26 protein-coding genes are annotated in these 25,586 nt (G+C 69.7%); all 26 read right to left on the bottom strand.

Going from position 1 to position 25,586, the window contains the following annotated elements:
- Positions 1-50: 50 nt before the first annotated feature.
- The 26 genes from lgt to ACESK8_RS02690 all read right to left on the bottom strand — a co-directional run bounded on the left by lgt (position 51) and on the right by ACESK8_RS02690 (position 25,555).
- Positions 51-1,082 carry a prolipoprotein diacylglyceryl transferase gene (gene lgt / locus ACESK8_RS02815; protein WP_372967164.1) on the bottom strand — a complete coding sequence of 344 codons (1,032 nt, stop codon included), beginning with the start codon at positions 1,080-1,082 and terminating at the stop codon, positions 51-53.
- Positions 1,083-1,092: 10 nt separating this feature from the next.
- On the bottom strand, positions 1,093-1,896 hold the full coding sequence (trpA, locus tag ACESK8_RS02810; protein WP_372967163.1) for a tryptophan synthase subunit alpha: 804 nt from the start codon (positions 1,894-1,896) through the stop codon (positions 1,093-1,095).
- Positions 1,893-3,161 carry a tryptophan synthase subunit beta gene (trpB, locus tag ACESK8_RS02805; protein ID WP_372967162.1) on the bottom strand — a complete coding sequence of 423 codons (1,269 nt, stop codon included), beginning with the start codon at positions 3,159-3,161 and terminating at the stop codon, positions 1,893-1,895. The genes trpA and trpB overlap by 4 nt, the downstream gene beginning before the upstream one ends.
- Positions 3,161-3,931 (bottom strand): indole-3-glycerol phosphate synthase TrpC, encoded by a 771-nt coding sequence (gene trpC / locus ACESK8_RS02800; protein WP_372967281.1) that lies wholly within the window; start codon positions 3,929-3,931, stop codon positions 3,161-3,163. The genes trpB and trpC overlap by 1 nt, the downstream gene beginning before the upstream one ends.
- 2 nt (positions 3,932-3,933) lie before the next feature.
- Positions 3,934-4,179, bottom strand: a complete 246-nt coding sequence (locus tag ACESK8_RS02795; RefSeq protein ID WP_372967161.1) for a DUF6704 family protein — start codon at positions 4,177-4,179, stop codon at positions 3,934-3,936.
- A gap of 47 nt (positions 4,180-4,226) precedes the next feature.
- Complete coding sequence (locus ACESK8_RS02790) at positions 4,227-4,817, bottom strand: Trp biosynthesis-associated membrane protein (protein WP_372967160.1); 591 nt, start codon at positions 4,815-4,817, stop codon at positions 4,227-4,229.
- A complete protein-coding gene (gene hisI / locus ACESK8_RS02785; protein WP_372967159.1) occupies positions 4,814-5,173 on the bottom strand; it encodes a phosphoribosyl-AMP cyclohydrolase in 360 nt (119 codons plus the stop codon). Before hisI ends, ACESK8_RS02790 begins: the two co-directional genes overlap by 4 nt.
- Positions 5,170-5,931, bottom strand: coding sequence for an imidazole glycerol phosphate synthase subunit HisF (gene hisF / locus ACESK8_RS02780; protein ID WP_372967158.1), 762 nt, complete (start codon positions 5,929-5,931; stop codon positions 5,170-5,172). The genes hisI and hisF overlap by 4 nt, the downstream gene beginning before the upstream one ends.
- Positions 5,931-6,773 (bottom strand): ATP phosphoribosyltransferase, encoded by an 843-nt coding sequence (hisG, locus tag ACESK8_RS02775; protein ID WP_372967157.1) that lies wholly within the window; start codon positions 6,771-6,773, stop codon positions 5,931-5,933. The genes hisF and hisG overlap by 1 nt, the downstream gene beginning before the upstream one ends.
- A gap of 38 nt (positions 6,774-6,811) precedes the next feature.
- The gene (locus ACESK8_RS02770) at positions 6,812-7,075 is read right to left on the bottom strand and encodes a phosphoribosyl-ATP diphosphatase (RefSeq protein WP_056417561.1); all 264 of its coding nucleotides are present in this window, start codon (positions 7,073-7,075) and stop codon (positions 6,812-6,814) included.
- Positions 7,072-7,752, bottom strand: a complete 681-nt coding sequence (rpe, locus tag ACESK8_RS02765; protein WP_372967156.1) for a ribulose-phosphate 3-epimerase — start codon at positions 7,750-7,752, stop codon at positions 7,072-7,074. Before rpe ends, ACESK8_RS02770 begins: the two co-directional genes overlap by 4 nt.
- A gap of 4 nt (positions 7,753-7,756) precedes the next feature.
- A complete protein-coding gene (locus tag ACESK8_RS02760; protein ID WP_372967155.1) occupies positions 7,757-9,124 on the bottom strand; it encodes an RsmB/NOP family class I SAM-dependent RNA methyltransferase in 1,368 nt (455 codons plus the stop codon).
- Positions 9,125-9,300: 176 nt separating this feature from the next.
- Positions 9,301-10,221, bottom strand: a complete 921-nt coding sequence (gene fmt, locus ACESK8_RS02755) for a methionyl-tRNA formyltransferase (protein WP_372967154.1) — start codon at positions 10,219-10,221, stop codon at positions 9,301-9,303.
- Between the two features lie 58 nt (positions 10,222-10,279).
- The gene (locus tag ACESK8_RS02750; protein WP_372967153.1) at positions 10,280-12,271 is read right to left on the bottom strand and encodes a primosomal protein N'; all 1,992 of its coding nucleotides are present in this window, start codon (positions 12,269-12,271) and stop codon (positions 10,280-10,282) included.
- A complete protein-coding gene (gene metK, locus ACESK8_RS02745; protein ID WP_372967152.1) occupies positions 12,272-13,465 on the bottom strand; it encodes a methionine adenosyltransferase in 1,194 nt (397 codons plus the stop codon).
- Positions 13,466-13,558: 93 nt separating this feature from the next.
- Positions 13,559-13,816, bottom strand: a complete 258-nt coding sequence (gene rpoZ, locus ACESK8_RS02740; protein ID WP_042536631.1) for a DNA-directed RNA polymerase subunit omega — start codon at positions 13,814-13,816, stop codon at positions 13,559-13,561.
- A 65-nt stretch (positions 13,817-13,881) separates the two neighbouring features.
- Positions 13,882-14,790 carry a guanylate kinase gene (gmk, locus tag ACESK8_RS02735; RefSeq protein ID WP_372967151.1) on the bottom strand — a complete coding sequence of 303 codons (909 nt, stop codon included), beginning with the start codon at positions 14,788-14,790 and terminating at the stop codon, positions 13,882-13,884.
- On the bottom strand, positions 14,783-15,628 hold the full coding sequence (pyrF, locus tag ACESK8_RS02730) for an orotidine-5'-phosphate decarboxylase (protein ID WP_372967150.1): 846 nt from the start codon (positions 15,626-15,628) through the stop codon (positions 14,783-14,785). Before pyrF ends, gmk begins: the two co-directional genes overlap by 8 nt.
- Positions 15,625-18,912, bottom strand: coding sequence for a carbamoyl-phosphate synthase large subunit (gene carB, locus ACESK8_RS02725; protein WP_372967149.1), 3,288 nt, complete (start codon positions 18,910-18,912; stop codon positions 15,625-15,627). Before carB ends, pyrF begins: the two co-directional genes overlap by 4 nt.
- Positions 18,912-20,057: a glutamine-hydrolyzing carbamoyl-phosphate synthase small subunit gene (gene carA, locus ACESK8_RS02720; protein WP_372967148.1), complete on the bottom strand. Its 1,146-nt coding sequence runs from the start codon at positions 20,055-20,057 to the stop codon at positions 18,912-18,914. The genes carB and carA overlap by 1 nt, the downstream gene beginning before the upstream one ends.
- Positions 20,054-20,590 (bottom strand): hypothetical protein, encoded by a 537-nt coding sequence (locus tag ACESK8_RS02715; protein WP_372967147.1) that lies wholly within the window; start codon positions 20,588-20,590, stop codon positions 20,054-20,056. Before ACESK8_RS02715 ends, carA begins: the two co-directional genes overlap by 4 nt.
- Complete coding sequence (locus ACESK8_RS02710) at positions 20,587-21,891, bottom strand: dihydroorotase (protein WP_372967146.1); 1,305 nt, start codon at positions 21,889-21,891, stop codon at positions 20,587-20,589. Before ACESK8_RS02710 ends, ACESK8_RS02715 begins: the two co-directional genes overlap by 4 nt.
- Entirely contained in the window at positions 21,888-22,853 is a 966-nt protein-coding gene (locus ACESK8_RS02705; RefSeq protein WP_372967145.1) for an aspartate carbamoyltransferase catalytic subunit, read from the bottom strand. The genes ACESK8_RS02710 and ACESK8_RS02705 overlap by 4 nt, the downstream gene beginning before the upstream one ends.
- Complete coding sequence (pyrR, locus tag ACESK8_RS02700) at positions 22,850-23,380, bottom strand: bifunctional pyr operon transcriptional regulator/uracil phosphoribosyltransferase PyrR (protein WP_372967144.1); 531 nt, start codon at positions 23,378-23,380, stop codon at positions 22,850-22,852. Before pyrR ends, ACESK8_RS02705 begins: the two co-directional genes overlap by 4 nt.
- Positions 23,381-23,438: 58 nt before the next feature.
- Positions 23,439-23,927, bottom strand: coding sequence for a hypothetical protein (locus ACESK8_RS02695; protein WP_372967143.1), 489 nt, complete (start codon positions 23,925-23,927; stop codon positions 23,439-23,441).
- A 50-nt stretch (positions 23,928-23,977) separates the two neighbouring features.
- Entirely contained in the window at positions 23,978-25,555 is a 1,578-nt protein-coding gene (locus ACESK8_RS02690; RefSeq protein ID WP_372967142.1) for a Rieske 2Fe-2S domain-containing protein, read from the bottom strand.
- Positions 25,556-25,586: the final 31 nt, after the last annotated feature.

Below are 25,586 nucleotides of genomic sequence, written 5' to 3'. Positions count from 1 at the left end.
GGGACGTCATTGGCCGGGCGGATGCGATGGGGTCCTCACGGACCGGTCTGCTATCGAGAGCTTTCCGTGTCCGTGGGAGCGGTGCTTGTGGCGCTGGCTCCTGCGGCGACTTCTTCGGACGGAGGCTCACTCAGGTCCACGAAGTCGGAGGGATTGTTCTGCGATTCTACATCAGCGTCGAGGTCGGTCCGTCCGCGGCCCGGCTGATACGGGGACGGCTCGAGTCCGGGGTGACGACGGGTCTGCACCACGAGGATGACGAGTCCGACGACGATGCCGATGATCGAGGCCCAGACGTTGCTGCGCAGGCCCAGGATGATCTCGCTCGGGTCGATGCGGATCGACTCCCAGACTACGCGACCTGCGCTGTACCAGATCAGGTAGATCGCGAACAGGCGTCCCCACTGCAGCGAGGTCGCCTTGCGGCTGAGCCAGAGCAGGACGATCACGCCGAGGCCGTTCCAGAGCACCTCGTAGAGGAAAGTCGGGTGGAACAGGGTCCCCTCGGGCAGTCCAGGGGGGAACGCCGAGTTGTCTGAGGGGATCTCCAGGCCCCAGGGCAGATCGGTGGGGAGCCCGTAGAGCTCCTTGTTGAACCAGTTGCCGAAGCGGCCCATCGCCTGCGCGAGCAGCAGGCCGGGGGCAAGAGCGTCAGCGAAGGTCCAGAAGCGGATGCCGGTCCAGCGGCATCCCAGGTACGCACCGACAGCGCCGCCGATGAGGGCGCCGAAGATGGCGATGCCACCCTCCCAGATCGCCCAGACGGAGCCGGGCTCGAACGGGTTCCAGGTGTTCTTGCCCTCGCCGAAGTAGAAGTTCGGGTGCGTGAGGACGTGGAAGATGCGCGCGCCGATGATGGCCAGCGGGACCGCGAGGATCGAGATGTCGATCACGACCCACGGCTCTGCGCCGCGGCGGGTCAGACGGTGGTTCGTCAGCAGCACGGCGGCGATGATGCCGGCGATGATGCAGAGGGCGTAGAAGTGGATGCGGAGCCCCGGCCAGACGTCGATATAGGCGACGGGAGGGCTCGGGATGCTGGCGAGCACGCCGGTGAAGGTGCTGTGGAGCGCGAGGGACATGAGTGCGATTCTAGTTCTCGTGTACGGGGCGCGACGACGACGTGCCGACGGCCAGGGTGCGGGTGACCTCGGCGAGGGCGGGGATGCCGCCGTCTCGGAGGGCTCGGACGAGTGCGGTGCCGACGATCGCGCCGTCCGCGTATTCGGAGACGCCGGCGATCTGCTCGGCGGTCGAGATCCCGATGCCGACGCACGCGCGGGTCACGCCGTGCTCGCGCAGGCGGGCGACGAGGGTGCGGGCCGCGCGGTCGAGCTCGGCGCGCTCGCCCGTGATGCCCATGGTCGAGACCGTGTAGACGAACCCGGTGGAGGACTTCACGACGAGATCGAGGCGCTCGTCCGACGAGGTCGGTGCGGCGAGGAAGACCCGGTCGAGTCCGGTGCGCTCGCTGGCGGCGATCCACTCCCCTGCGACGTCCGGGGTGATGTCGGGCGTGATCAGTCCCGCACCTCCGGCCGCGAGCAGATCGTCGGCGTAGCGATCGACCCCGTACTGGAAGACGGGGTTCCAGTACGTCATCACGAGGACGGGGACGTCGGTCGCCTCGGTGATCGCCCGCACGGCGGTGAACAGATCCTTCATCTTGAATCCGTTGGCGAGAGCGGCGGTCGTCGCCTCCTGGATCACCGCGCCGTCCATCACCGGGTCGCTGTAGGGCGGGCCGAGTTCGATGATGTCGACGCCGTTCTCGGCTAGGGTGATCGCAGCCCGGATGCTGGTCTCGAGGTCGGGGAATCCGACCGGGAGATACCCGACGAAGACACTGCGCCCGGCGGCGTGCGCGGCGGCGATGACCTCTTCCACGCGGCTCACAGCTCCGGCTCCCCCTTCGAGGCGGCCTCTTCGGCCGCGCTCTCCTCGTTCACGTCGTGTTCGAGCGCGGCGGCGTCGTACAGGTCGAAGTAGCGGGCGGCGGTGTCCATGTCCTTGTCGCCGCGCCCGGAGAGGCAGATGGCGAGCACGGCGTCCGGCCCCATCTCGCGTCCGAGGCGCAGGGCGCCGGCGAGGGCGTGGGCGGACTCGATCGCAGGGATGATCCCCTCGGTGCGGCTCAGCAGACGCAGTGCCTGCATCGCCTCGTCGTCGGTCGCCGGGATGTACTCGGCGCGTCCGATGTCGGCGAGCCAGGAGTGCTCGGGTCCGACGCCCGGGTAGTCGAGACCGGCGGAGATCGAGTGCGACTCGATCGTCTGGCCGTCTTCGTCCTGCAGCACGTAGGTCTTCGAGCCGTGCAGGATGCCGGGGCGACCGCGCTCGATCGAGGCGGCGTGACGGGGGGTGTCCACACCGTCGCCTGCGGCCTCGACACCGTAGAGCTTCACACCCTCGTCGTCGAGGAACGCGTCGAACATGCCGATCGCGTTCGAGCCGCCGCCGACGCACGCGATGACCGCATCGGGCAGCCGGCCGACCTCGTCGAGCAGCTGCTGCCGCGCCTCTTCGCCGATGATCTTCTGGAAGTCGCGCACCATGGCGGGGAACGGATGCGGACCCGCCGCCGTCCCGAAGATGTAGTTGGTGGTCTCGACCGTGGCGACCCAGTCGCGATAGGCGTCGTTGATCGCGTCCTTCAGCGTGCGGGACCCCGAGGTCACCGCGACCACCTCTGCTCCGAGCAGCCGCATGCGCGCGACATTCAGCGCCTGCCGCTCGGTGTCGACCTCGCCCATGTAGATCGTGCAATCGAGTCCGAACAGGGCTGCGGCCGTGGCCGTGGCGACGCCGTGCTGACCGGCGCCCGTCTCGGCGATCACGCGCGTCTTGCCCAGGCGCTTGGTGAGCAGCGCCTGTCCGAGCACGTTGTTGATCTTGTGCGACCCGGTGTGGTTCAGGTCCTCGCGCTTGAGGTAGACCCGCGCACCGCCGGCGTGCTCGGCGAAGCGGGCCACCTCGGTCAGCGGCGACGGGCGGCCGGCGTAGGAGCTGAGCAGCGACGCCAGCTCGGCGCGGAAGGCGGGGTCGACGATCGCATCCGCGTACGCCGCGGAGAGCTCGTCGATCGCGGCGATCAGCGACTCGGGCATGTAGCGCCCGCCGTACTCGCCGAACAGGGGTCCGTGCTGGTCTCGCAGGCTCATCACGCCTCCAGGAAGCTCTTGAGAGTGGCGACCGGGTCGCCCGTGACGAGCGCCTCCCCGATCAGGACGACGTCCGCACCCGCAGAGCGGTAGTGCGTGACGTCTGCAGGGGTGAGAACGGCGGATTCCGCGATCTTGATCGCCGAATCCGGGATGCGGTCGACCAGGCGTCCGAAAAGGTCGCGGTCGAGCTCGAGGGTCGTGAGATCACGGGCGTTCACGCCGATCAGCGGCGCACCGAGATCGATCGCGACCTCGAGCTCGTCCGCCGAGTGCGTCTCGACCAACGGCGTCATGCCGAGCTCGGTGATGAAGCCGAACAGATCCTGCAGTACAGCGGGCTCGAGTCCCGCGACGATGAGCAGCACGAGATCGGCACCGGCGGCGCGGGCCTCGAGCACCTGGTAGCGGTTCGCGATGAAGTCCTTGCGCAGCACCGGGAGGGACACGCGAGCCGTGACGGCCTCGAGGTCGGCGAGACTGCCGCCGAAACGGCGCTCCTCGGTGAGGACGCTGATCGCGGACGCGCCACCGGTCTCGTACAGCGAGGCCTGGAGTGCGGGATCGGGGATCTCGGCGAGGGCGCCGCGCGAGGGACTGGCGCGCTTGACCTCGGCGATGATCTTCACGCGCTCGGTCGGGGCGAGGAACGCCAGCGCGTCCTTGGCGGCCGGTCGCGAGAGAGCGTCGCGCTCGACCTCGGCCAGCGGCCGGGTGAGAGCGCGACGCTCTGCGTCTGCGACTGCGCCGGCCGTGAGGTCGGCGAGCACCATTAGTGCGCCTTCGGCGAGTACTTGGGACCCTTCACGCCGTAGCCGGCCCTCGACAGGAGCCAGCCCACGAGCGCGCCGATCGGGACGATCGCGGCGCCCACCCAGATCACAGGGACCCAGATGGGGCTGAACGCGGCGAGGCAGAAGGCCAGCGTGCCGATCGTGAAGCCGGCGAGCATGATGATGACGCCCGTCCATGCCGCAGGCGAGTGTCCGTGGCCGGGGTCAGCGATCGGGTTGGTCATGGTCTCCTCCGGGGACGACGTGCGGGATCGGATTCAGTCTATCGGGGTCAGCGTGTCGGGTCGGTTCCGCGGGACAGGTCGTCCCAGGAATCGATCGCATCGACGGGTCCGGCGGATGCCTCGACGTGCGCGGCATCCGTGCGATACCGGCGGCCGCCTGACTTCCAGCGGCGCCAGGTGAGGAGCACGACGACGGATGCCGCGAGCAGCAGCACCCAGCCCACGAGCGTGACGACGGGCCAGGGCGAGAGCTCGATCCCCGCCACGACGTCGGCGATGGCGGCGCTCCCGGCGAGACCGGTCGTCTCGGTGACCGTCGGGGTGACGGCCCGCAGCGGCTCGGTGAGGAGCAGCTGCAGCGTCGTCCAGCCGAGGAACAGCGACGCGGCCGTCGCCAGCACCCCGAAGACGAGGCGCAGCACCGGGCCGATGATCGACAGTGCGACGCCGAGCGCGAGCACGGCGAGGCTGAGCGGCGCGAGGAGGGGAAGCGCGGAGGCGCCGGGCACGAGGATCGCCTCACCGGCATCGGCCCGCTCCACCGTCAGCCAGGTCTGGGTGGACGAGATGATGCCGATCGCGCCGGACAGGAGGAATCCGGAGACGGCGATGGAGCGGCCGCGGCGTGCGAGGGTCATGCCGTCGCGCTTCCGTCGACGGCTTCGAGGTCTGTGGTGTCGAAGCACGTGCGGGTGCCCGTGTGGCACGCGGGTCCGGTCTGCTCGACCCGCAGCAGGATGGCGTCGCCGTCGCAGTCCAGCCGCGCCTCGCGGACCACCTGGATGTGACCGGAGGTGTCTCCCTTGCGCCAGTACTCCTGACGTGAGCGCGACCAGTAGACGGCGCGACCGGTGGTGAGCGTGCGACGCAGCGCCTCGGCATCCACCCAGGCGAGCATGAGGACCTCAGCGGTGTCCCACTGCTGGACGATCACGGGGACGAGGCCGTCGTCGTTGAACGCGACACCCGCGATGCGCTCCTCGATGTCGCTCATCGGACCAGCACTCCCTCCGCGCGCAGCGCGTCCTTGACATCTCCGACCGTGAGCGCGCCGGTGTGGAACACGCTGGCGGCCAGCACGGCATCCGCTCCGGCCTTGATCGCGGGCGCGAAGTCCGAGGCCTTGCCCGCGCCGCCCGAGGCGATGACCGGCACGGAGGCCGCCTCGCGCATCAGCGCGACGAGCTCGAGGTCGAAGCCGTCGCGCGTGCCGTCGGCGTCGATCGAGTTGACCAGCAGCTCGCCTGCACCTCGCTCTGCGGCCTCACGCGCCCAGTCGAGCGCATCGAGCGTCGTCTGGGTGCGTCCGCCGTGGGTGGTCACCACGAACCCGGAGGCGGTCGTCCCTGCGCGCTTGACGTCGAGCGAGAGGACGAGCACCTGCGCGCCGAAGCGGTCGGCGATCTCGCCGATCAGCTCCGGCCTGGCGATGGCGGCGGAGTTGACGCCGACCTTGTCGGCGCCGACCGCGAGCAGCCGGGCGACGTCGTCGACGCTGCGCACTCCCCCGCCGACGGTGAGGGGGACGAAGACCTGCTCGGCGGTTCGCTGGACGACGTCGTATGTCGTCGCGCGGGCGTCGACCGTGGCCGTCACGTCGAGGAACGTGATCTCGTCAGCGCCCTGCGCGGCGTAGTGCCGGGCGAGCTCGACCGGATCGCCCATGTCGCGCAGGTTCTCGAAGTTCACGCCCTTCACAACGCGTCCCTCGGCGACGTCGAGGCACGGGATGACGCGGCTGGCGAGCGTCATCACAGCCTCGCGTTGTGGATGGCCGTGACGAGGATCGCGCGCGCGCCCAGGGCGTACAGCGCATCCATCACGGGGTTCACCCTGGCGCGGGCCACCATCACCCGCACCGCCACCCATTCCGGGTCGCGCAGCGGCGACACGGTCGGCGACTCGACGCCGCCGGCGATCTTCACCGCATCATCGAGCAGCGCGAGCGGCAGGTCGTAGTCGATCATCACGAAGCGCCGCGCGACCATTACCCCGCGCAGGCGCCGGAGCAGCGTCTCGGAGCCGTCGGCGTCGTGCGGCCCGGCGATCAGGACGGCCTCGGACTGCAGGATCACCGGTCCGAACACGTCGAGTCCCGCCTGACGCAGCGTCGTGCCGGTCTCGACGACGTCGGCGACCGCGTCCGCGACGCCGAGGCGGACAGCGGACTCCACGGCTCCGTCCAGCGGCACGAGATCGACCGCGATGCCTCGTTCGTCGAGGAAGGCGTCCACGAGGCCGGGGTACGAGGTCGCGATGCGGAGCCCGTCGAGCTCCGACACGTCGGTGTAGCGGCCGGCCGGGGCGGCGAAGCGGAAGGTGGACCCGGCGAAGCCGAGTGCCTCGACCTCGCGTGCACCGGGCATCCGTGCGTCGAGGAGCAGGTCGCGACCCGTGATGCCCACATCGATCGCACCGGAGCCGACGTAGGTGGCGATGTCCTTCGGGCGGAGGTAGAAGAACTCGACGTCGTTGTCGCTGTCGACGACGTGGAGGGTCTTGGGGTCACGTCGGCCGGTGTAACCGGCCTCGGCGAGCATGTCGGCGGCCGTCTCGGAGAGAGAGCCCTTGTTGGGAACAGCAATGCGCAGCATGGAGAGCCTTCGGATCGAAGCGAGTGGGGCGGGGCGCTTCACAGATGTCGGTAGACGTCCTGCAGGCTCAGGCCCTTCGCGATCATCATCACCTGCACGTGGTACAGCAGCTGTGAGATCTCCTCGGCAGCGGCGTCATCCGACTCGTACTCGGATGCCATCCACACCTCGGCGGCCTCTTCGACGATCTTCTTGCCGATCGTGTGCACGCCGCCGTCGAGCTCCGCGACAGTGCCCGATCCCTCTGGACGGGTCTCGGCCTTGACGCTGAGCTCGGCGAACAGCTCGTCGAAAGTCTTCACGATTCCAGGCTAGCGGCTCTGGCGCGGTCTCTGAGCCGGGTGACGGCCGCCTCGACGTCATCCGCACCGTACACGGCGGAGCCCGCGACGAAGGTGTCGGCGCCCGCGGCTGCCGCAGCCTCGATCGTCGCGTCCGAGATGCCGCCGTCGACCTGCAGCCACACGTTCGAGCCCCGGCGCTTCGCCTCGTCGGCGAGGGCGCGCAGCTTCGGCATCGTCTCGGGCATGAAGCCCTGACCCCCGAAGCCGGGTTCGACCGTCATCACGAGGATCTGGTCGAACTCCTCGAGCACGCTGTAGAGCCCCTCAGCGGGGGTGTCCGGCTTGATCGCGACGCCGGCACGAGCGCCGATGCCACGCAGCGTCCTCGCGAGCGAGATCGGATCTGCCGCGGCCTCGAGATGGAACGTCACGCTCGCAGCGCCCAGCTCCGCGTACGCGGGCGCCCAGCGTTCGGGTTCGGTGATCATCAGATGCACGTCGAGCGGGATGGGGCTCGTCGCCTGGATCCGCTCCACCATCTGGGGGCCGAACGTGAGGTTCGGCACGAAATGGTTGTCCATCACATCGACGTGCGCGAAGTCCGCAGTGGCGATCTTCGCGAGATCACGCTGCATGTTGACGAAGTCGGCGGCCAGGATGCTGGGGTTGATGCGCGGTGCGCGGGGCAGGTCCACGTGTCTAGTCTCCTTCTTCTGCGCCCGCGGTGGGCTGTTCCGTGCCGGTGCGCTGCAGCAGCGCGAGGAACATCGCATCGGTGCCGTGGCGGTGCGGCCACAGCTGCACTCGGCCGGTGCCGTCCTCCGCGAGGTCGATGGGCGAGGACACCACGGAGGAGAGGACCGCGCGGGCGTCGAGCTCGATCACGTCGTCGCGGCCACGGAGCACCTCCTGCACGACGCCCGTCGTCTCGGCGAGGTGCGGCGAGCAGGTCACGTACGCGACGATCCCGCCCGGAGCGACGGCGGCGAGAGCGGACTGCAGCAGCTCGACCTGGAGCGGCACGAGCTCGGCCACATCGGCGGGCGTCTTGCGCCAGCGCGCCTCGGGACGACGGCGCAGCGCACCGAGGCCGGTGCACGGGGCGTCGACGAGGATGCGGTCGAAGGCATCAGCGTGCGTGGTGCCGAACGAGCGGCCGTCCTCCTCGTGCACGACCACGTCGCCCGGCACCGCCCGCAGCGCATTGCGCACCAGCCGTGCCCTGGTCGGCACCACCTCGTTCGCCTCGAGAGTCACCTCGTGCTGACGGGCGATCGACGCGAGCAGTGCCGTCTTGCCTCCTGGCCCCGCGCAGAGATCGAGCCACCGCTCGCCCTCAGCGATCGGAGCCGCCGCGGCCAGCGCCAGGGCGACCAGCTGCGACCCCTCGTCCTGCACGCGCACGGTGCCGCCGGTGTCGGCGATGAGGCGATGCGGATCCCCACCCGGAGACCCATAGGCGGTGGGAGCGTACGGGCGCCGGGGCTCCCCCGGTTCGGCGAGTCCGGGGAGCGCCACGAGCGTGACCTCGGGCGAGGCGTTGTCGGCATCCAGAAGCGCATCCAGCTCGTCGGCCCTGCCCTCGGCGGCCAGAGCGCGGCGCAGCGCCCTGATCACCCAGACCGGATGCGCCGAACGCAGCGCCAGTCTCTCGTCGTCGGAGCGGGCGGATGCCTCGATCCGCGTCTCCCACTCCCCCGGCGTCTCTCGCGAGATCCGCCGCAGGACGGCATTCGCGAAGCTCGACGCTCCGCGCCCCTGCGTCGCCGCGACCAGATTCACCGACTCGTTGACCGCGGCGTGCGAGGCGACCCTGGTCGCGAGCAGCTGATGCGTCGCGAGGCGCAGCGCATCGAGCACCGCGGGGTCGATCTCGTCGGCCGGGCGGTCGGCCGCGGACGCGATGATCGCGTCGTACGTGCCCCTGCGCCGCAGGGTGCCGTAGGCGAGCTCGGTGGCCAGCGCCGCATCCTGCGGTGTGAGTCCCGCCTCGGCGATCGCGGGAGGGAGGATCAGGTTCGCGTAGGCATCCGACTCCGACACGGCACGCAGCACGTCGTAGGCCACGCGGCGTGCGGGCTGCACTGTCCGCTGGGGGCCGCGGGGCTGTCCTTCGCGCTTTCCGCCCCGAGCCTGGCCGTCACGCGGACGTTGATCACGCGGCGTGCGCGGTCCCGAACGGGATCCGCGGCCGGAGTCGCCGCGACGCGGCTCGCGACGTACGCCGTCGCCCCGCTCCCCGCTCACGCGCCGGCTCGCAGGTTCTCGGTGTCGCGCTGTCCGCGCCACCAGTCGACCGCACTCATCGCTCCCTTGCCCGATGGCTGAACACGCGTGACGGCGAGCGGTGTCGAGCCCGTTCCGATGAGGAGAGCGGACTTGGTCGCGGTGAACGCTCCCGGCTCGAGGGCGACGTCGCCCTCCGAGGGAGCGGCCTCCAGCACCTTCAGGCGGAGCCCCTCGACGGTCGTGTGGGCGCCCGGTTCGGGGGTGACTCCACGGAACCGCGCGAACACCTCGCTGAGCGGACGGGTCCAATCGAGCAGACCGTCGTCGAGAGTCAGCTTCGGTGCCAGGGACGCCTCACCCTCCTGGGGCACAGCGCGCGCAGTGCCGTCGGCGATCGCCGCGACCACCTCCGCTGTCAGCTCGGCGCCATCCAGAGCGAGTGCGTCGAGTGCGGCATCCGCCGTGGCCTCGGGAGCGACAGCGACGACCCGCGTCGCGAAGACATCTCCTGCATCCAGCGCGGGAACGAGCTGGAACACGCTGGCGCCCAGCTGCGCGTCGCCGTTGATCAGCGCGCGCTGCACCGGCGCTGCACCGCGCCACTGCGGGAGGAGCGAGAAATGCAGATTGATCCATCCCTTGGCCGGTGCGGAGAGCAGCGGCTCGCGAACGAGTCCGCCGTACGCCACGATCACACCGAGCTCGACATCGAGCTCCGTGATGGCGGCCGTCGCGTCGTCGTCGAGACGAGTCGCCTTGATGACCGGCAGCCCGAGTTCCTCGGCCACCCGTGCCACGGGCGACGGCGTGAGCACCCGCTTGCGGCCCAGCGGCGCATCCGGTCGTGTGACGACCGCCGCGATCTCGTGCTCAGCCGCGAGGCGGCGGAGGGTGGGGACGGCTGCGGCCGGTGTGCCGGCGAAGACGAGACGCATGAAGGTGCTCCGGAGGGATGCGGGGGGCGATCGGGTGAGGGCTGAGGCGTATCCGCGATCAGAGCTCTGGATCGAGGATATCGAGGCGAACCGTGAGCGCGCTCCGAGTCGACTTGCCTCGGCCCCGCCGGTTGCTCACGGCCTCTGCGACGACGGATGCGCGCAGCGTCGCCGCGACGCGTGCTCCGGCGCCGTACTCGAATCGGACGAGTGCACGGACACGTGGCGGGTAGTCGTCCGACTCGATCGGCACCGGACCGAGCACCGCGTCCGCCGGCAGAGCCAGCTCCTCGAGTGCGACGAGGGCCCGCCCGACCGCGGCAGCCGACCCCTCCACGAGTGCGACTCTGGCCGCGGGCGGCATGTGCAGCGGCGCGCGCTCGGCGAGCTCGGATCGCGCGTACCCGGAATGGCTCCACGTCGCGAGGGCTCGCGCGATGGCCCCGTCGACGCCCACGAGATGGATGGGCGCGCCGGGCGCCGCGAGGGCCGCGGCGTTCGACCACCAGCGCAGGCACGCCTCGCCGATGCGCAGATCGGGGGCCTGGAGCATTCGAGGTCCGTCCAGCAGGACCACCGCGCGATACCCGCCGTCGGCGAGCGGTTCCGCACCACGCGTCGCGACGATCAACGCGGGTCTGTCGGCGACGCGCTCGACGGGATGCGCGCCGTCGGCGACGATCACGCGGATGCCGGGGAACGCCTTGCCCAGCTCGTCCGCTGTGCGCTCGCTGCCCGATGACGCCAATCGCAGCTGGGTGGACGAGCACGACGGGCAGGACCATGCCCTGGCACCACGCCCGCACCAGGCGCAGACCGGCACGGCGCCGCGGTGTTTCGCGCCGAGGGGCCCTCCGCAGTGCGCGCACCTGGCCGGTGTACGGCATTCCGCGCACACGAGCGACGGCGCGAAGCCCGGGCGCGAGACCTGGACGAGCACGGGTCCCTCGGCCGCGGCGTTGCGTGCGGAGAGGAACGCCGAGGACGGCATCCGCTGCGCTGTCGGAGCATCCATCTCCTGCGGAGTGCTCAGGATCACGCGCGGAAGGACCCGGCGCACCGCCCGCACATCCTGCAGCCAGCCGTGCGCGACGAGCCGTTCGACGTCGGTGGTGCGGGTGTGGCCGACGAAGAGCAGCGCGGAATTCTCCTGCTCCTGACGCAGCAGCGCTGCATCGCGCGCGTTGATGTACGGGGCGAGCGGCTCGCCGAGGAGCGGATCACCGTCGTCCCAGATCGCGACGAGCCCCGCCTGCACCGGCGCGTAGACGGCGGAACGGTTGCCCACCACGATGCAGGGCGCCTCTTCGAGCGATCGCAGGAACGAGCGGTACCTGTCTGGATTCGTCTGGCGCGAGTCGTAGCGCACGACCGACTCTGCGGGCGCGGCCTCCTCCAACGCTGCGAGGAGCCGGTCGAGGTCGCGATGATCGGGCACGATGAGGATGCTCGACCGACCGGAGGCGAGGACGCGCACCGCGCTGGCTGCGAGCAGGGCGGCCCACCCCGGCTCGCCGTCATGGAAGACGGGGATCGCCTCGACCGCGGCCCGGCCACCGTCCTGCAGCACCTCGTCGAGTCCGTCGTAGGACGCGAGCAGGTCGGCTGCGGCGGCGACTGCCGACTCGCTCGGCTCGGGAACCGCGGCGTCCGCCGTCCAGGCCTTCTCCACCCGTACCTGCCGCTTGGGGATCACCAGACGGAGCACGTCGGACGCGGACCCGGCCGCGCGGTCCGCAGCACGCCGGGCGAGGCGGTACAGGCGGTCGGGAAGCACGGAGACGGGCGAGACGACGCTGTCGACCTCCGAAAGCGGCCGATCGGCATCGTCCTCGGTGTCGAGCTCGACGACGTAGCCGTCGATCACCCGGCCCGCGGTGCGCAGCGGCACCCGGACACGGACTCCGGTCGACACGTCTCCGAGCTCCGCAGGGAGGGCGTAGTCGAACAGCCGGTCCAGCTGCGGCAGCGGTGAATCCAGGAGCACACGCGCGATGCGTCGACTCTCGGCCGTCACGACCGTGGGAACGCCCTCAGGCCCGCCGGCCACTCAGAGGCCTGCTGCGCGCCGGAGCTCTTCTGCGCGGTCGGTGCGCTCCCAGGTGAAGTCAGGCAGCTCACGACCGAAGTGTCCGTACGCGGCGGTCTGGGCGTAGATGGGCCGCAGCAGATCGAGCTGATCGATGATGGCCTGCGGGCGCAGGTCGAAGACCTCGTCGATCGCCCGCGTGATCGCCTCGTCGGACACCTTGCCGGTGCCGAAGGTCTCGACGTACAGCCCGACCGGACGGGCGACCCCGATCGCATAGGCGACCTGCACCTCGAGTCGGTCGGCGAGGCCGGCCGCGACCGCGTTCTTGGCGACCCAGCGGGTCGCGTACGCGCCGGACCGGTCGACCTTCGACGGATCCTTGCCGCTGAACGCGCCCCCGCCGTGACGCGCCGCGCCGCCGTAGGTGTCGATGATGATCTTGCGACCCGTGAGTCCGGCATCGCCCTTGGGACCGCCGGTCACGAAGGGCCCTGCCGGGTTGATGTAGTACGTGATGTCGTCGAGGTCGAGTCCCGTCTCGGCCAGGATCGGATCGATCACGTGCTGGCGCACCTGTGCCTTGAGCTCGTCCTGCGAGATGTCGGGGTGGTGCTGCGTCGACAGCACGACCGCGTCGACGCTCTGGGGGGTGAACCCGTCGTAGCCGAGCGTGACCTGCGTCTTGCCGTCGGGGCGCAGGAAGGGCAGCACGCCGGAGCGGCGGACCTCGGTGAGACGCTCGGCGATGCGGTGCGCGGTCCACGCGGCCATCGGCATCAGCTGGGGCGTCTCATTCGTGGCGAACCCGAACATGATCCCCTGGTCGCCCGCTCCGAGTCCGTCGAGCGGATCGATCGAGCTCCCGTCGCGGTGCTCCTGGGCGTTGTCGACACCGTGCGCGATGTCGGTCGACTGCTCGCCCACCGAGATGCTGACGCCGCAGGAGTCGCCGTCGAAGCCGGTGTCGCTCGACGTGTAGCCGATGCGGTTCACGACCTGGCGGACGATCGTGGGAATGTCGACGTAGGCCTCGGTGCGGATCTCACCGGCGACGTGCACGAGACCGGTCGTGACGAGCGTCTCGACCGCGACACGGGAGGCCGGGTCCTTCGCGAGGAGACCGTCGAGGATGCTGTCCGAGATCTGGTCGCAGATCTTGTCGGGGTGGCCCTCGGTGACGGACTCGGACGTGAACAGACGCAGCGCGCTCATCAGGGCTCCAGAACGGAATCGGGCAGCAGGAAGGGGGTGGCTCCCATGATGGACCGCACCGCCGACATCAGTCGGCGGTGCGGTCATCGGACGTCACTCGGCGTGACGGAGGCGGAGCTTGTCCTCGTTGATCTCGTGGAGTGCGATGGTGAGCGGCTTGTCCTCGACGGACGAGTCGACCAGCGGGCCGACGTTGTCGAAGAGGTTGCCCTCGTGCAGGTCGGAGTAGTAGTCGTTGATCTGACGGGCGCGCTTGGCCGCGTAGATCACGAGCTCGTACTTCGAGTCCACCCGGTCGAGCAGGTTGTCGATGGGGGGATCGATGATGCCGTTGGTGTGGTGTCCGGCCATGGTGGGACCTCCTGATCAGGCGACGGGATCGTCGCGAAGACGGTGCAGCAGGCGCGCGAAGACGCTCAGCGCGCAGAGCTTGAAGACAATTCTACGACCTCTGCGGCGGCGGCGGCGACGTCCTCGTTCACGATGAGGTGGTCGAACTCGTTCTGAGCGGCCAGTTCGACCTTGGCCGTGCGCAGCCGGCGAGCCCGTTCCTCCGGGCCCTCGGTGCCCCGTCCGACCAGTCGCTGCACGAGTTCGTCCCAGGTGGGAGGGAGCAGGAAGATGAGCGTGGCCGCGGGCTCGGCCTTGCGCACCTGACGCGCTCCCTGCAGGTCGATCTCGAGGAGCACGGTCCTGCCCTCGGCGAGAGCGGCGTCGATCGGCGCCCGCGGCGTGCCGTAGCGCGAGCGGTTGTGCACCACCGCGTACTCGAGCAGTTCGTCTTCGGCGATCAGCCGATCGAACTCCGCATCGTCGACGAAGTAGTAGTGCACGCCGTCGATCTCGCCCGGACGCGGAGCACGGGTGGTGGCCGACACCGACAGGTGGATCTCCGGATTGTGCTCACGGATGTGGGCGGCCACCGTGCCCTTGCCGACCGCGGTCGGACCGGCGAGCACGAGCAGGCGGCTGCGCGCTCCCCGCGGCTGGAGGCGCGGGAAGCGGGTGTCGAGCCAGTGCGAGAGCGCCACGCGCTGACGCACACCGAGACCGCCCAGTCGCTTCACCGGCGAGATGTGCAGCTCGTCGAGGATGCGGTCCCGCTTGCCGGCCCCGATCGCCGGCAGAGCGAGCAGGAAGTCGGTGATGCGCATCGAGCCCTCGACCGAATCCGGGTCGGCGGTGGCCCGCTCGAGCACGGTCTGCGGTGTGACCACTCGCATCGTGAGGTCGCGCTTGAGCGAGGCACGGGCACGACGACGCTCGACGGCCTTGCGTGCCGCGGCTGCGCGGTCGACCTCCGGCACTGGACGGGATTCAGCCACGGCCGACCTCTCTGTACTCTGCGACGCGGGCGTCGATGGCGGCGGCGAGACCGGCGGGTCCCGCGGAGAGGATACTGCGGCTCTCACTCGCGATGACGGCGCCGCTCATGGAGCCGAAGCGACGGTGCAGGTCGGCGGGGTTCGCGCCCTGCGCACCGAAGCCGGGGGCCAGGATGGGCGCCGTGGGTGCGAACGCGGCGATGCCGGCATCCGTCCAGTCCACGGTGGCGCCGATGACGAAGCCGAAGCTCCCCCACTCCCCCGGCGCCGTGTGCTCGGCGTTGCGCGCCGAGACGACCGAGATGATGTCGGCAGATACGGCGCGCCCCGTCTCGGACACCGACCGCTGGAGCACTTCGGCTTCGGGGTTGCTGGTCGCCGCCAGCACGAACAGTCCCTTGCCGTGCCGGTCGGCGAGGTCAAAGGCGCCGTCCAGCGCCCCGACACCGAGGAACGGGTTGACGGTGAGCGCATCGGCCTCCAGCGACGACCCCGGTGTCAGCCACGCCGCGGCGTAGGCATCCATGGTCGATCCGATGTCGCCGCGCTTCGCGTCGGCGATGACGACGAGTCCCGCGGCACGCGCGGCTGAGAGCACGTCCTCGAGGGCCGCGAATCCCGCGGACCCGAAGCGCTCGAAGAACGACACCTGCGGCTTCACGATGCCCGCCCGACCGGCAGCGGCCTCGACGGTGCGCAGTCCGAATTCGCGGACCCCTGCGGCGTCGTCTCCGAGACCCCACACCGCGAGCAGCGCCGCATGCGGGTCGATGCCCACGCAGAGCGGGCCGTGCGACGACACCGCCGCACGGACCCGCTCACCGAAGCGCGTGCTCACACCGCGGCCTTCCGATCGAGCGCGTACTCCTGCAGGCTCTTCACCTGGAAGCCCTCGTGAGCCGCATCCATGCCGCTGACCGCCGCACCGAGCACGGCCATCGTCGTGAAGAGCGCCTTGTCGGCGGCGACGGCCGCCGCACGGATCTCGTAGCCGTCGGCACGGGCGGCTCCGCCGGACGGCGTGTTCACGACGATGTCGATGGCGCCCTCGTTGATGAGGTCGACGATGTTCGTGGCGCCCGACTCCTGAGTCTCGCTGTACTTCTCGACGACCGTCACCGCGATGCCGTTGCGGGAGAGGATCTCAGCGGTGCCCTCGGTGGCCACGATCGTGAAGCCGAGCTGCTGCAGCCGGTGCGCGGGCAGGATCACGGCGCGCTTGTCCGAGTCGGCGACCGAGATGAACACGGTGCCGGAGGTCGGCATCCCGCCGTACGCGGCGGCCTGGCTCTTGGCGAACGCCGTCGGGAAGTCGCGGTCGATGCCCATGACCTCGCCGGTCGAGCGCATCTCCGGTCCGAGGATCGAGTCGACGGTCTTGCCCTCGGCGGTGCGGAAGCGCTTGAACGGCAGCACGGCCTCCTTGACCGAGACCGGGGCGTCGAGCGGAACCCGCGAGCCGTCCTGCTCGGGGAGCATCCCCTCGGCACGGAGCTCGGCGATCGTCGCTCCCACCATGACGCGGCTCGCGGCCTTCGCCATCGGGATGCCCAGCGCCTTGGAGACGAAGGGCACCGTGCGGCTCGCCCGGGGGTTCGCCTCGATGACGTAGAGCACGCCGGCGCTGATCGCGAACTGCACGTTCAGCAGACCGCGCACCCCGACGCCCTTCGCGATCGCGAGCGTCGCCTCGCGCACGCGGTCGATGTCGGTGCGTCCGAGCGAGACGGGCGGCAGCGTGCAGCTCGAGTCGCCGGAGTGGATGCCGGCCTCCTCGAGGTGCTCCATGACGCCGCCGATGAACAGGTCGGTGCCGTCGTACAGCGCGTCGACGTCGAGCTCGATCGCGTCGTCGAGGAAGCGATCCACGAGGAGCGGCTTGCCCTCCTCGATGATGACCTCGCCCGCCGTGCGCACGAAGTACTCGCGCAGGGACTCGGAGCTGTAGACGATCTCCATGCCGCGGCCGCCGAGCACGAAGCTCGGGCGGACCAGCACCGGGTAGCCGATCTCCTCGGCCACCGCGACCGCGCCGTCCGCGTCGATCGCGGTTCCGTGACGGGGGGCGATGAGGCCTGCGGAGTCGAGCAGCTGCGAGAACAGCTCCCGCTCCTCGGCGATGTCGATCGCCTCGGGGCTCGTGCCGAGCACCGTGTAGCCGGCCGCCTCGATGCCCTTGGCGAGGCCGAGGGGGGTCTGTCCGCCGAGCTGGCAGACGACGCCGAGGATGGTTCCGCTCGCCGCCTCCGCGTCGAGCACCTCGAGGACGTCCTCGAGGGTCAGCGGCTCGAAGTAGAGCCGGTCGGAGGTGTCGTAGTCGGTCGAGACGGTCTCGGGGTTGCAGTTGACCATGACGGTCTCGAAGCCCGCATCCGAGAGCGCGAACGACGCGTGCACGCAGGAGTAGTCGAACTCGACGCCCTGACCGATGCGGTTCGGGCCGGAGCCGATGATGACAACCTTGGTGCGCTCCGACGGCGCGACCTCGGTCTCGAAGTCGTAGCTCGAGTAGTGGTACGGCGTGAGGGCCGGGAACTCGCCCGCGCACGTGTCGACCGTCTTGTAGACCGGGCGGATGCCGAAGCCGTGGCGCACGCCGCGGATCTCGGCCTCCTTCTCGCCCCGCAGCTCGGCGATCTGCGCGTCGGAGAATCCGTGCTCCTTCGCGTAGCGGAGGGTGGCGGCGTCGAGCTCCGGAGCGGTGCGGACGATCTCGGCGACCTCGTTGATCAGCACGATCTGGTCGAGGAACCACGGGTCGATCGCCGTCGCCTCGAAGGCCTGCTCGATCGTGGCGCCCTTGCGCAGCGCCTGCTGCAGCGTGACGATGCGGCCGTCGGTCGGGACCTTCGCGATCTCGAGCAGCTCCTCCATCGAGCGCTGCTCGTCGCCCCAGTGGAAGCTGGAGCCGCGCTTCTCGAGCGAGCGCAGCGCCTTCTGGAGGGCCGTCGCGTAGTTGCGGCCGATCGCCATCGCCTCGCCGACCGACTTCATGGTCGTGGTCAGCGTCGCATCCGCCGCCGGGAACTTCTCGAACGCGAAACGGGGCACCTTCACCACGACGTAGTCGAGCGTGGGCTCGAAGCTCGCCGGGGTCACGCCGGTGATGTCGTTGGGGATCTCGTCGAGCCGATAGCCCAGTGCCAGCTTCGCGGCGAGCTTGGCGATCGGGAATCCGGTCGCCTTGGATGCCAGGGCGCTCGAGCGCGAGACGCGCGGGTTCATCTCGATCACGATGATGCGACCGTTGCTCGGATCCACCGCGAACTGGATGTTGCAGCCGCCGGTGTCCACTCCGACGGCCCGGATGATGTCGATGCCGATGTCGCGCAGCTTCTGGTACTCGCGGTCGGTCAGGGTCAGTGCGGGCGCGACCGTGATCGAGTCGCCGGTGTGCACGCCGACCGGATCGACGTTCTCGATCGAGCAGACGACGACCGTGTTGTCGGCGGTGTCGCGCATGAGCTCGAGCTCGTACTCCTTCCAGCCGAGGATCGACTCCTCGAGGAGCACCTCGGTGGTGGGCGAGTCGCGCAGGCCCGCGCCGCCGATACGGCGCAGATCCTCCTCGTCGTAGGCGAAGCCCGATCCGAGACCGCCCATCGTGAACGAGGGCCGCACGACGAGGGGGTAGCCGAGCTCGGCCGCGCCCTCGAGCAGATCGTCCATGGTGTGCGCGATGATGCTGCGGGCGACGTCCGCCCCGGCATCCAGCACGAGCTGCTTGAAGATCTGGCGGTCCTCGCCCTTGTTGATCGCCTCGAAGCTCGCGCCGATGAGCTCGACGTCGTACTTCTCGAGGATGCCGTGGTTGTGCAGCTCGATCGCGGCGTTCAGAGCGGTCTGGCCGCCGAGCGTCGGGAGGATCGCGTCCGGCCGCTCCTTGGCGATGATCGTCTCGATGACCTGCCAGGTGATCGGCTCGATGTAGGTGGCATCGGCGAAGTCCGGATCGGTCATGATCGTCGCCGGGTTCGAGTTGACCAGGATGACCCTGACGCCCTCTTCGCGGAGCACGCGGCACGCCTGGGTGCCGGAGTAGTCGAACTCACAGGCCTGGCCGATGACGATCGGGCCGGAGCCGATGACGAGGACGGAGTTGATGTCGTCGCGCTTGGGCATTACTTGGTGTCCTTCTTGCTGGCGATGACCATGTCACGGAAGCGGTCGAAGAGGTAGTTGGCGTCGTGCGGGCCTGCGGCCGCCTCCGGGTGGTACTGCACGGAGAACGCGGGGATGTCGAGGGCGCGCAGCCCCTCCACCACGTTGTCGTTCAGACCGACGTGGCTGACCTCGACCTTGCCGTAGCCGTGCGGGCTGTCGAACGAGCCCTCCAGCGGTGCCTCCACGGCGAACCCGTGGTTGTGCGCGGTGATCTCGACTCGCCCGGTGGACTTGTCCAGGACCGGCTGGTTGATGCCGCGGTGTCCGAACGGCAGCTTGTAGGTGCCGAGTCCGAGCGCGCGGCCGAGCAGCTGGTTGCCGAAGCAGATGCCGAAGAACGGGAGGCCGTCATCGAGCACCGAGCGCAGCAGTTCGACGTGGTCGCCGGAGGCTGCGGGATCGCCGGGGCCGTTCGAGTAGAAGACCGCGACGGGTTCGATCGCGCGGATGCCCTCGATCGAGACGTCCTGCGGGAGGACGTGCACCTCGAACCCGCGAGCGGCGAGGTTGTCGACGGTGGCCTGCTTGACCCCGAGGTCGAGGACGGCGAGATTGCCGACCTTCTCCCCCACGGCCTCGGTCACGGTCGCCGTCTCGACGGAGACCTGCGCGGAGAGGTTCTGACCGGCCATCTGCGGTGCCTCGCGCACGAGACGCAGCTGCTCCTCGGCGTCGAGCGTCGCCGCCTCGCCGGAGAACACTCCGCCGCGCATGGACCCCGCCGAGCGGATGTGGCGGGTGATCGAGCGGGTGTCGATGCCGCTGATGCCGACGATCCCGTCCTGCACCAGGATCTCGTCGAGCGAGGCGTTGGCCCGCCAGCTCGAGACGACGCGCGAGGGGTCGCGCACGATGTATCCGGCGACCCAGATGCGGCGGGACTCGGTGTCCTCGTCGTTCATGCCGGTGTTGCCGATGTGGGGAGCCGTCTGCAGCACGATCTGTCCGGCGTAGGACGGGTCGGTCAGGGTCTCCTGGTATCCGGACATGCCGGTGGCGAAGACGACCTCGCCGATCGTGGTGCCCAGCGCGCCGTAGGCGCGGCCGGTGTGGCGGGTGCCGTCTTCGAGGACGAGGACTGCGGGTTCGGGGAGGGCTGTCATGACGTTGCTCCTGTGTCGGGGGTGGCGATGTCGTCCCTGGCGCCGGGGGCGGGGACGAGTCGCTGCAGTTCTGAGATGAAGTTCTTCGGGTCGCCGTCGGTCAGACGGAGGTAGGAGTCGACGATCGTGCCGCCGTCGACCTCCCAGGCCACGCGCACGAGGCCGCCGGGCTCGACGACCCGGTCGATCGTGACCGTGGCCCGTCCGACGCTCTCGAGTCGCGAGGACGCGAGGAACACCGTGGGCGCTCCGTCGAGGCAGAGGGCGAGCCCCCTGTCCGTGACCGCGACCTCGCCGCGGGCGCGGTACGCGAGCGGATGGATCGCCAGCCGCTCGAGCGGCTGATCGTGCTTCGTCGTGGAGACGTAGAGCACCTCGTGCCGATCGAGGACCTCGGCATGCTCCGGCACGCCGAGCGGTGCGGTCAGCCCCGAGTCGCGTCGGAGTCGTCGTCGCCAGGCCGTGAACATCACGATCAGCACGAGGATGGCGGCGCCGATCGTGATGGCGACGGCGATGTCCCGAGCGCTCATGCGCCCAGCTCCTCGACCACGGTGCCGCGGTCGACCGTCATCGTGCCGCCGTGCACCGTGTACTCGACGCGCCCGGGGAGGTCGCGCCCGAGATACGGCGAGTTCGCGCTGCGACCGTGCAGGTCGGCCTCCGTGAAGACTCCGGCGACTGAGGTGTCGTACAGCGTGAGCTGCGCGGGGGCGCCGACCTCGAGAGGCGTGCCGTGGCCGACGAGACGACCGATGCGCGCCGGTGCGGCGCTCATCACCCGTGCCACGTCGTCCCATCCGATGAGACCCGTCTGGACCATCGACTGGTGCACGACGCGCAGAGCGCTCTCGAGACCTACCATGCCGTTGGCGGCCGCCTGCCACTCGCACGACTTGTGCTCGCTGGGGTGCGGCGCGTGGTCGGTCGCGACGATGTCGATCGTCCCGTCGGCGAGTCCTTCCCGTACAGCCAGGACGTCCTCCTCGCGACGCAGCGGCGGGTTGACCTTGTACCGGGCGTCGTAGCCGCGCACGAGCTCGTCGGTGAGCAGCAGGTGATGCGGGGTGACCTCCGCAGTCACGTCGATGCCCCGCTTCTTGGCCCAGCGGATGATGTCGACCGAGCCTGCCGTCGAGAGGTGGCACACGTGCAGTCGGGAGCCCACATGCTCGGCGAGGAGCACGTCACGCGCGATGATCGACTCCTCCGCGACCGCGGGCCATCCGGCGAGTCCGAGTTCGGCCGAGACGGTGCCCTCGTTCATCTGGGCGCCCTCGGTGAGGCGGGGATCCTGCGCATGCTGCGCGATCACTCCGCCGAACGACTTCACGTACTCCAGCGCGCGGCGCATGATCAGCGGGTCGAAGACGCAGAAGCCGTCGTCGCTGAACACGCGCACCTGAGCGCGCGACGACGCCATGGCGCCGAGCTCGGCGAGGCGCTCGCCCTTCTGCCCGACCGTGACGGCGCCGATCGCCTGCACGGTGGCGTAGCCCGCGGCTTCGCCGAGTGCCAGCTCCTGCTCGACCACGCCTGCCGTGTCGGCCACCGGTGAGGTGTTCGGCATCGCGAACACCGCGGTGAATCCGCCGGCCGCTGCGGCCCTGGTACCGGTGAGGATCGTCTCGGAGGCCTCATACCCCGGCTCGCGCAGGTGGGTGTGCAGATCCACGAGCCCGGGGAGCGCCACGAGGCCGGCCGCGTCGATGACGCGGGCACCCGAACGGCTCAGTCCCGAGCCGATCTCGGCGATCACCCCGTTCTCCACGATGATGTCGGCGCTCTGTGCGCCGAGAAGCTGTGCGCCGGTGATGACGAGGGTCTCGCTCACTGGTCTCCCCCTCGTTCGTCGTCTCGTTCGCCTGCCAGCAGCAGGTACAGCACCGCCATGCGGATGGACACTCCGTTTGTCACCTGTTCCAGCACTGTCGAGCGCGGGGAATCGGCGGCTTCGGAGGAGATCTCCAACCCACGGTTCATGGGTCCGGGGTGCATCACAATGCTACCGTCCGGAAGCCCGGCCACTCGCCGTGCGTCCAGACCCCAGCGCCTGGAATACTCCCGCTCAGTGGGGAAATACGCGGCGCTCATCCGCTCGAGCTGGATGCGCAGCATCATGACGGCGTCCGGGCCCTCGGCCAGCGCCTCATCGAGGTCGTAGACGATCCTGACCGGCCACAGCGAGACGTTCTGCGGCACCAGCGTCGGCGGCGCGACCAGGGTGACCTCGGCGCCGAGCGTCGTGAGAAGCCACACGTTCGACCGCGCGACCCTGGAGTGGAGCACATCCCCCACCACGACGACCCGCAGGCCGGAGAGATCGCGGCCCCGGCTCTCGGCGCCGAAGAAGCGCTTGCGGATCGTGAACGCGTCCAGCAGTGCCTGGGTCGGATGCTCGTGAGTGCCGTCCCCGGCATTGACCACCCCGGCGGAGATCCAGCCGCTCGTCGCGAGCGTCTGCGGCGCACCGGAGGCGTGGTGGCGGATGACGACGGCATCCGCTCCCATCGCCTGCAGCGTCTGGGCGGTGTCCTTCAGGCTCTCGCCTTTCGAGACGCTCGACCCCTTCGCCGCGAAGTTGATGACGTCGGCCGAGAGCCGCTTCGCCGCGGCCTCGAACGAGATGCGCGTGCGGGTCGAGTCCTCGAAGAACAGGTTGACCACGGTCTTGCCGCGCAGGGTCGGGAGCTTCTTGACCTCGCGCGACTGGGTGTCTGACATGTCCTCGGCGACATCGAGGATGCGCAGGGCGGTCGCGCGATCGAGCGTGCGGGTGTCGAGGAGGTGCCTCATGCTTCGATCGTCACCTCCTCGGCCCCGTCGTCCTCGGTCAGGCGCACGTTGACGCGCTCCTGACGGGACGAGGGGATGTTCTTGCCGACGAAGTCGGGCCGGATCGGCAGCTCGCGGTGCCCGCGATCGACGAGGATCGCGAGCCGCACGACCGAGGGACGCCCGATCGACTGGAGCGCGTCGAGGGCGGCGCGGATGCTGCGGCCGGAGAACAGCACGTCGTCGACGAGGACGATCGTCCTGCCGTCGATCCCGCCCGGAGGGATCTCGGTCGGTCGCGGCGATCGGGTCGGATGCTTGGCGAGATCGTCGCGGAACATCGTGACATCCAGCGCGCCGACCGGGACGGAGGTCTGGGAGATCTCGCCGATCAGAGCGGCGAGGCGACGGGCGAGGGTCACGCCGCGGGTCGGGATGCCCAGCAGGACGAGGTTCTCCGCCCCTCGATTGGATTCGAGGATCTCATGTGCGATGCGGGTCAGAGCCCGCGAGATGTCGGCTTCGTGCAGAATCGTGCGTGCACTCATCAGCCGCTCCCTTCTCCGCCTCACAGGACGGTGTTAAAGGTTGCTCGGTGCCACCAGTCTAGCGGGTGGGACCAGCCCATCCGAGTGCGTGACGCACAGCCTCCCGAGAGGCCGGGAAGCCGTCGGACGGCGGCTCGCTGAGCGACTCGTGCGAGAGCATCGCGGATTCCGACCCGGCCGCCTCGGTGATGCGGGCGAGCGCGGACGCGATGCGCGGTGCGACGGCCCCGACGTGCGAGGCGTCCGCGTCGCCGGAGACGTAGGGGAAGACGACCAGCTCAGCCACCCCGGACGCGACAGGACGGGAGGCTGCCACCACCACGGTCTGCGGATGAGGGCCTGCCTGCGCTGTCGTGACATCGCTCGATCGCAGCGCCCACCATCGCCGGCGCGCGGGCTTCTCCGCGCCGACGCTCAGCACGGCGGTCACCCACCCCTCGCTCACGGCAGCGAACCGCTCCGCAGAGTCGTCAGGGCGCTCCTCGAAGCCCTCGGCCTGCAGGAAGCCCTGGGCGACGCGGACGAGCCGGTCCGTCGTGGAGCGCACGACCCACCTGGCTCCGCTGAGCGGACCGCCGGGGTCGATTCCCGGCACGATCAGCTGGCCTCGCGGAGCACGGCGTCGGTGACCTCGTCGATCTTCGTCGAGCGGATCGGGTGACCGCTCGTCGACAGGCACCGGCCGGTCTTGAGATCCCACTTCCAGTCGTGCATGCTGCACGTCAGGATGCCGTCTCCGTCGACCTTGCCGGTCTTGGTGAGGTCGGCGCGCAGGTGCGGGCAGCGGCGCTGCACGACCCAGTCGCCGATCTCGGCGTCCTCGGTCTGGTCCGTCTGCTCCTGGTACCAGTTCTCGACGTACTCGATGCGATCCACCGACAGGCACTTGAGGAACGTCGTCAGGAACTCGTTGAACTTGCCGCTGCGTCCGACCTGGAACTGCATCGACAGGAAGATCGAGTTCGACCAGTCGATCTCATGGTCGCGGATGTTCGTCGAGACCAGGTCGGCGGGGATGGTGTACCAGTAGATGCACTCCTCGCCCGCGTACTCGCGGACCTTCGCGCGCGGGAAGTCGACGACCATGTCGAGGTCGCCGATCCGGAAGCGCACGCAGCCGCCGACGCCGAGACGGATGGTGCGCGACTTCTTCAGCAGCGGCTCCCACCAGGTCTTGAGCTCTTTGAGGATCTCGGCGGCGGGGAGCACCGCGGCGCGGGACGCCTCCTCGTCGCGGAGCTCCTGCTGACGCGAGGCGCGCTGCTCCTCCAGGTAGTCCCACTTCTCGTCGAAGATGTGGGCGAGCTCCGCCTCGGTGTAGAGCGACTGCTCGGTCGAGACATCTCCCCCGTCGACGGTGACGACGGTGCCGGGCACGAAGAGGTGCCCCGCGTACTGCGGCGACAGCTCCTTCATGTGGGCGAGGAACTGCTTCTGGTCGGTGAAGATCGATTCGCCGTTGCGCCCCATGCCGTTGAAGTCGAACAGGTCGTCGCGCAGGAACATCGGCGGACCGGCCATCGGGAACACGTGCGGCGCATCGACCTTGTCGATGTAGTACATCGCGCGCTTGTTCTGCGCATCGCGCTTCAGCTTCGCGAAGTTCTGCTTGGCATCCATCGGCAGGTCGTAGACCATCGGCCACCAGATCGCTCCGGACACCTGGGTGAAGTACGCGTCCGGCTTGCCGAAGTGCAGCAGCGCGTCGAGGTCGAGCGGATGCGAGTCGTTCTGGTTGAGCACCGAACCCGTGCCGTCGTCGACGCTCAGCGACGAATCGCCGATGGGGCCGTCACTCGGAGCGCGCAGCGGCGTGATCATGATCTTGAGGTCGCCGCGTTCGATGATCTCGCCCGCGGGGGCGTACGTGATGTTCGTGTAGCCGAGCGCCCTGATGTCCTTCTCGAGGTCATCGATCGGGTACTCGGGCAGCAGCACCTCGATGTCCTTGCGGATGTACCGCTCCAGCAGCGCCGGATCGAAGTGATCGCGGTGCCGGTGCGAGATGTAGAGGAAGTCGGCCTCGCGTCCGAACCGCTCCCAGTCGAGCCCCCGGTTGTCGGGGAACGGGAACCAGGAGCCGAAGAAGGAGGGTCCGAGGACGGGGTCGCAGATGATGTTCCCGCCGACCGTCTCGATGAACATCCCGGCGTGGCCGAGTCCCGTGATCCGCATGCAATCCTCCTGAAGTGAGCCGTTCGATTCT

The organism is Microbacterium sp. (assembly GCF_041641055.1).
Classification (GTDB): Bacteria; Actinomycetota; Actinomycetes; order Actinomycetales; family Microbacteriaceae; genus Microbacterium.
This window is presented reverse-complemented; position numbering and strand designations above follow the sequence as displayed.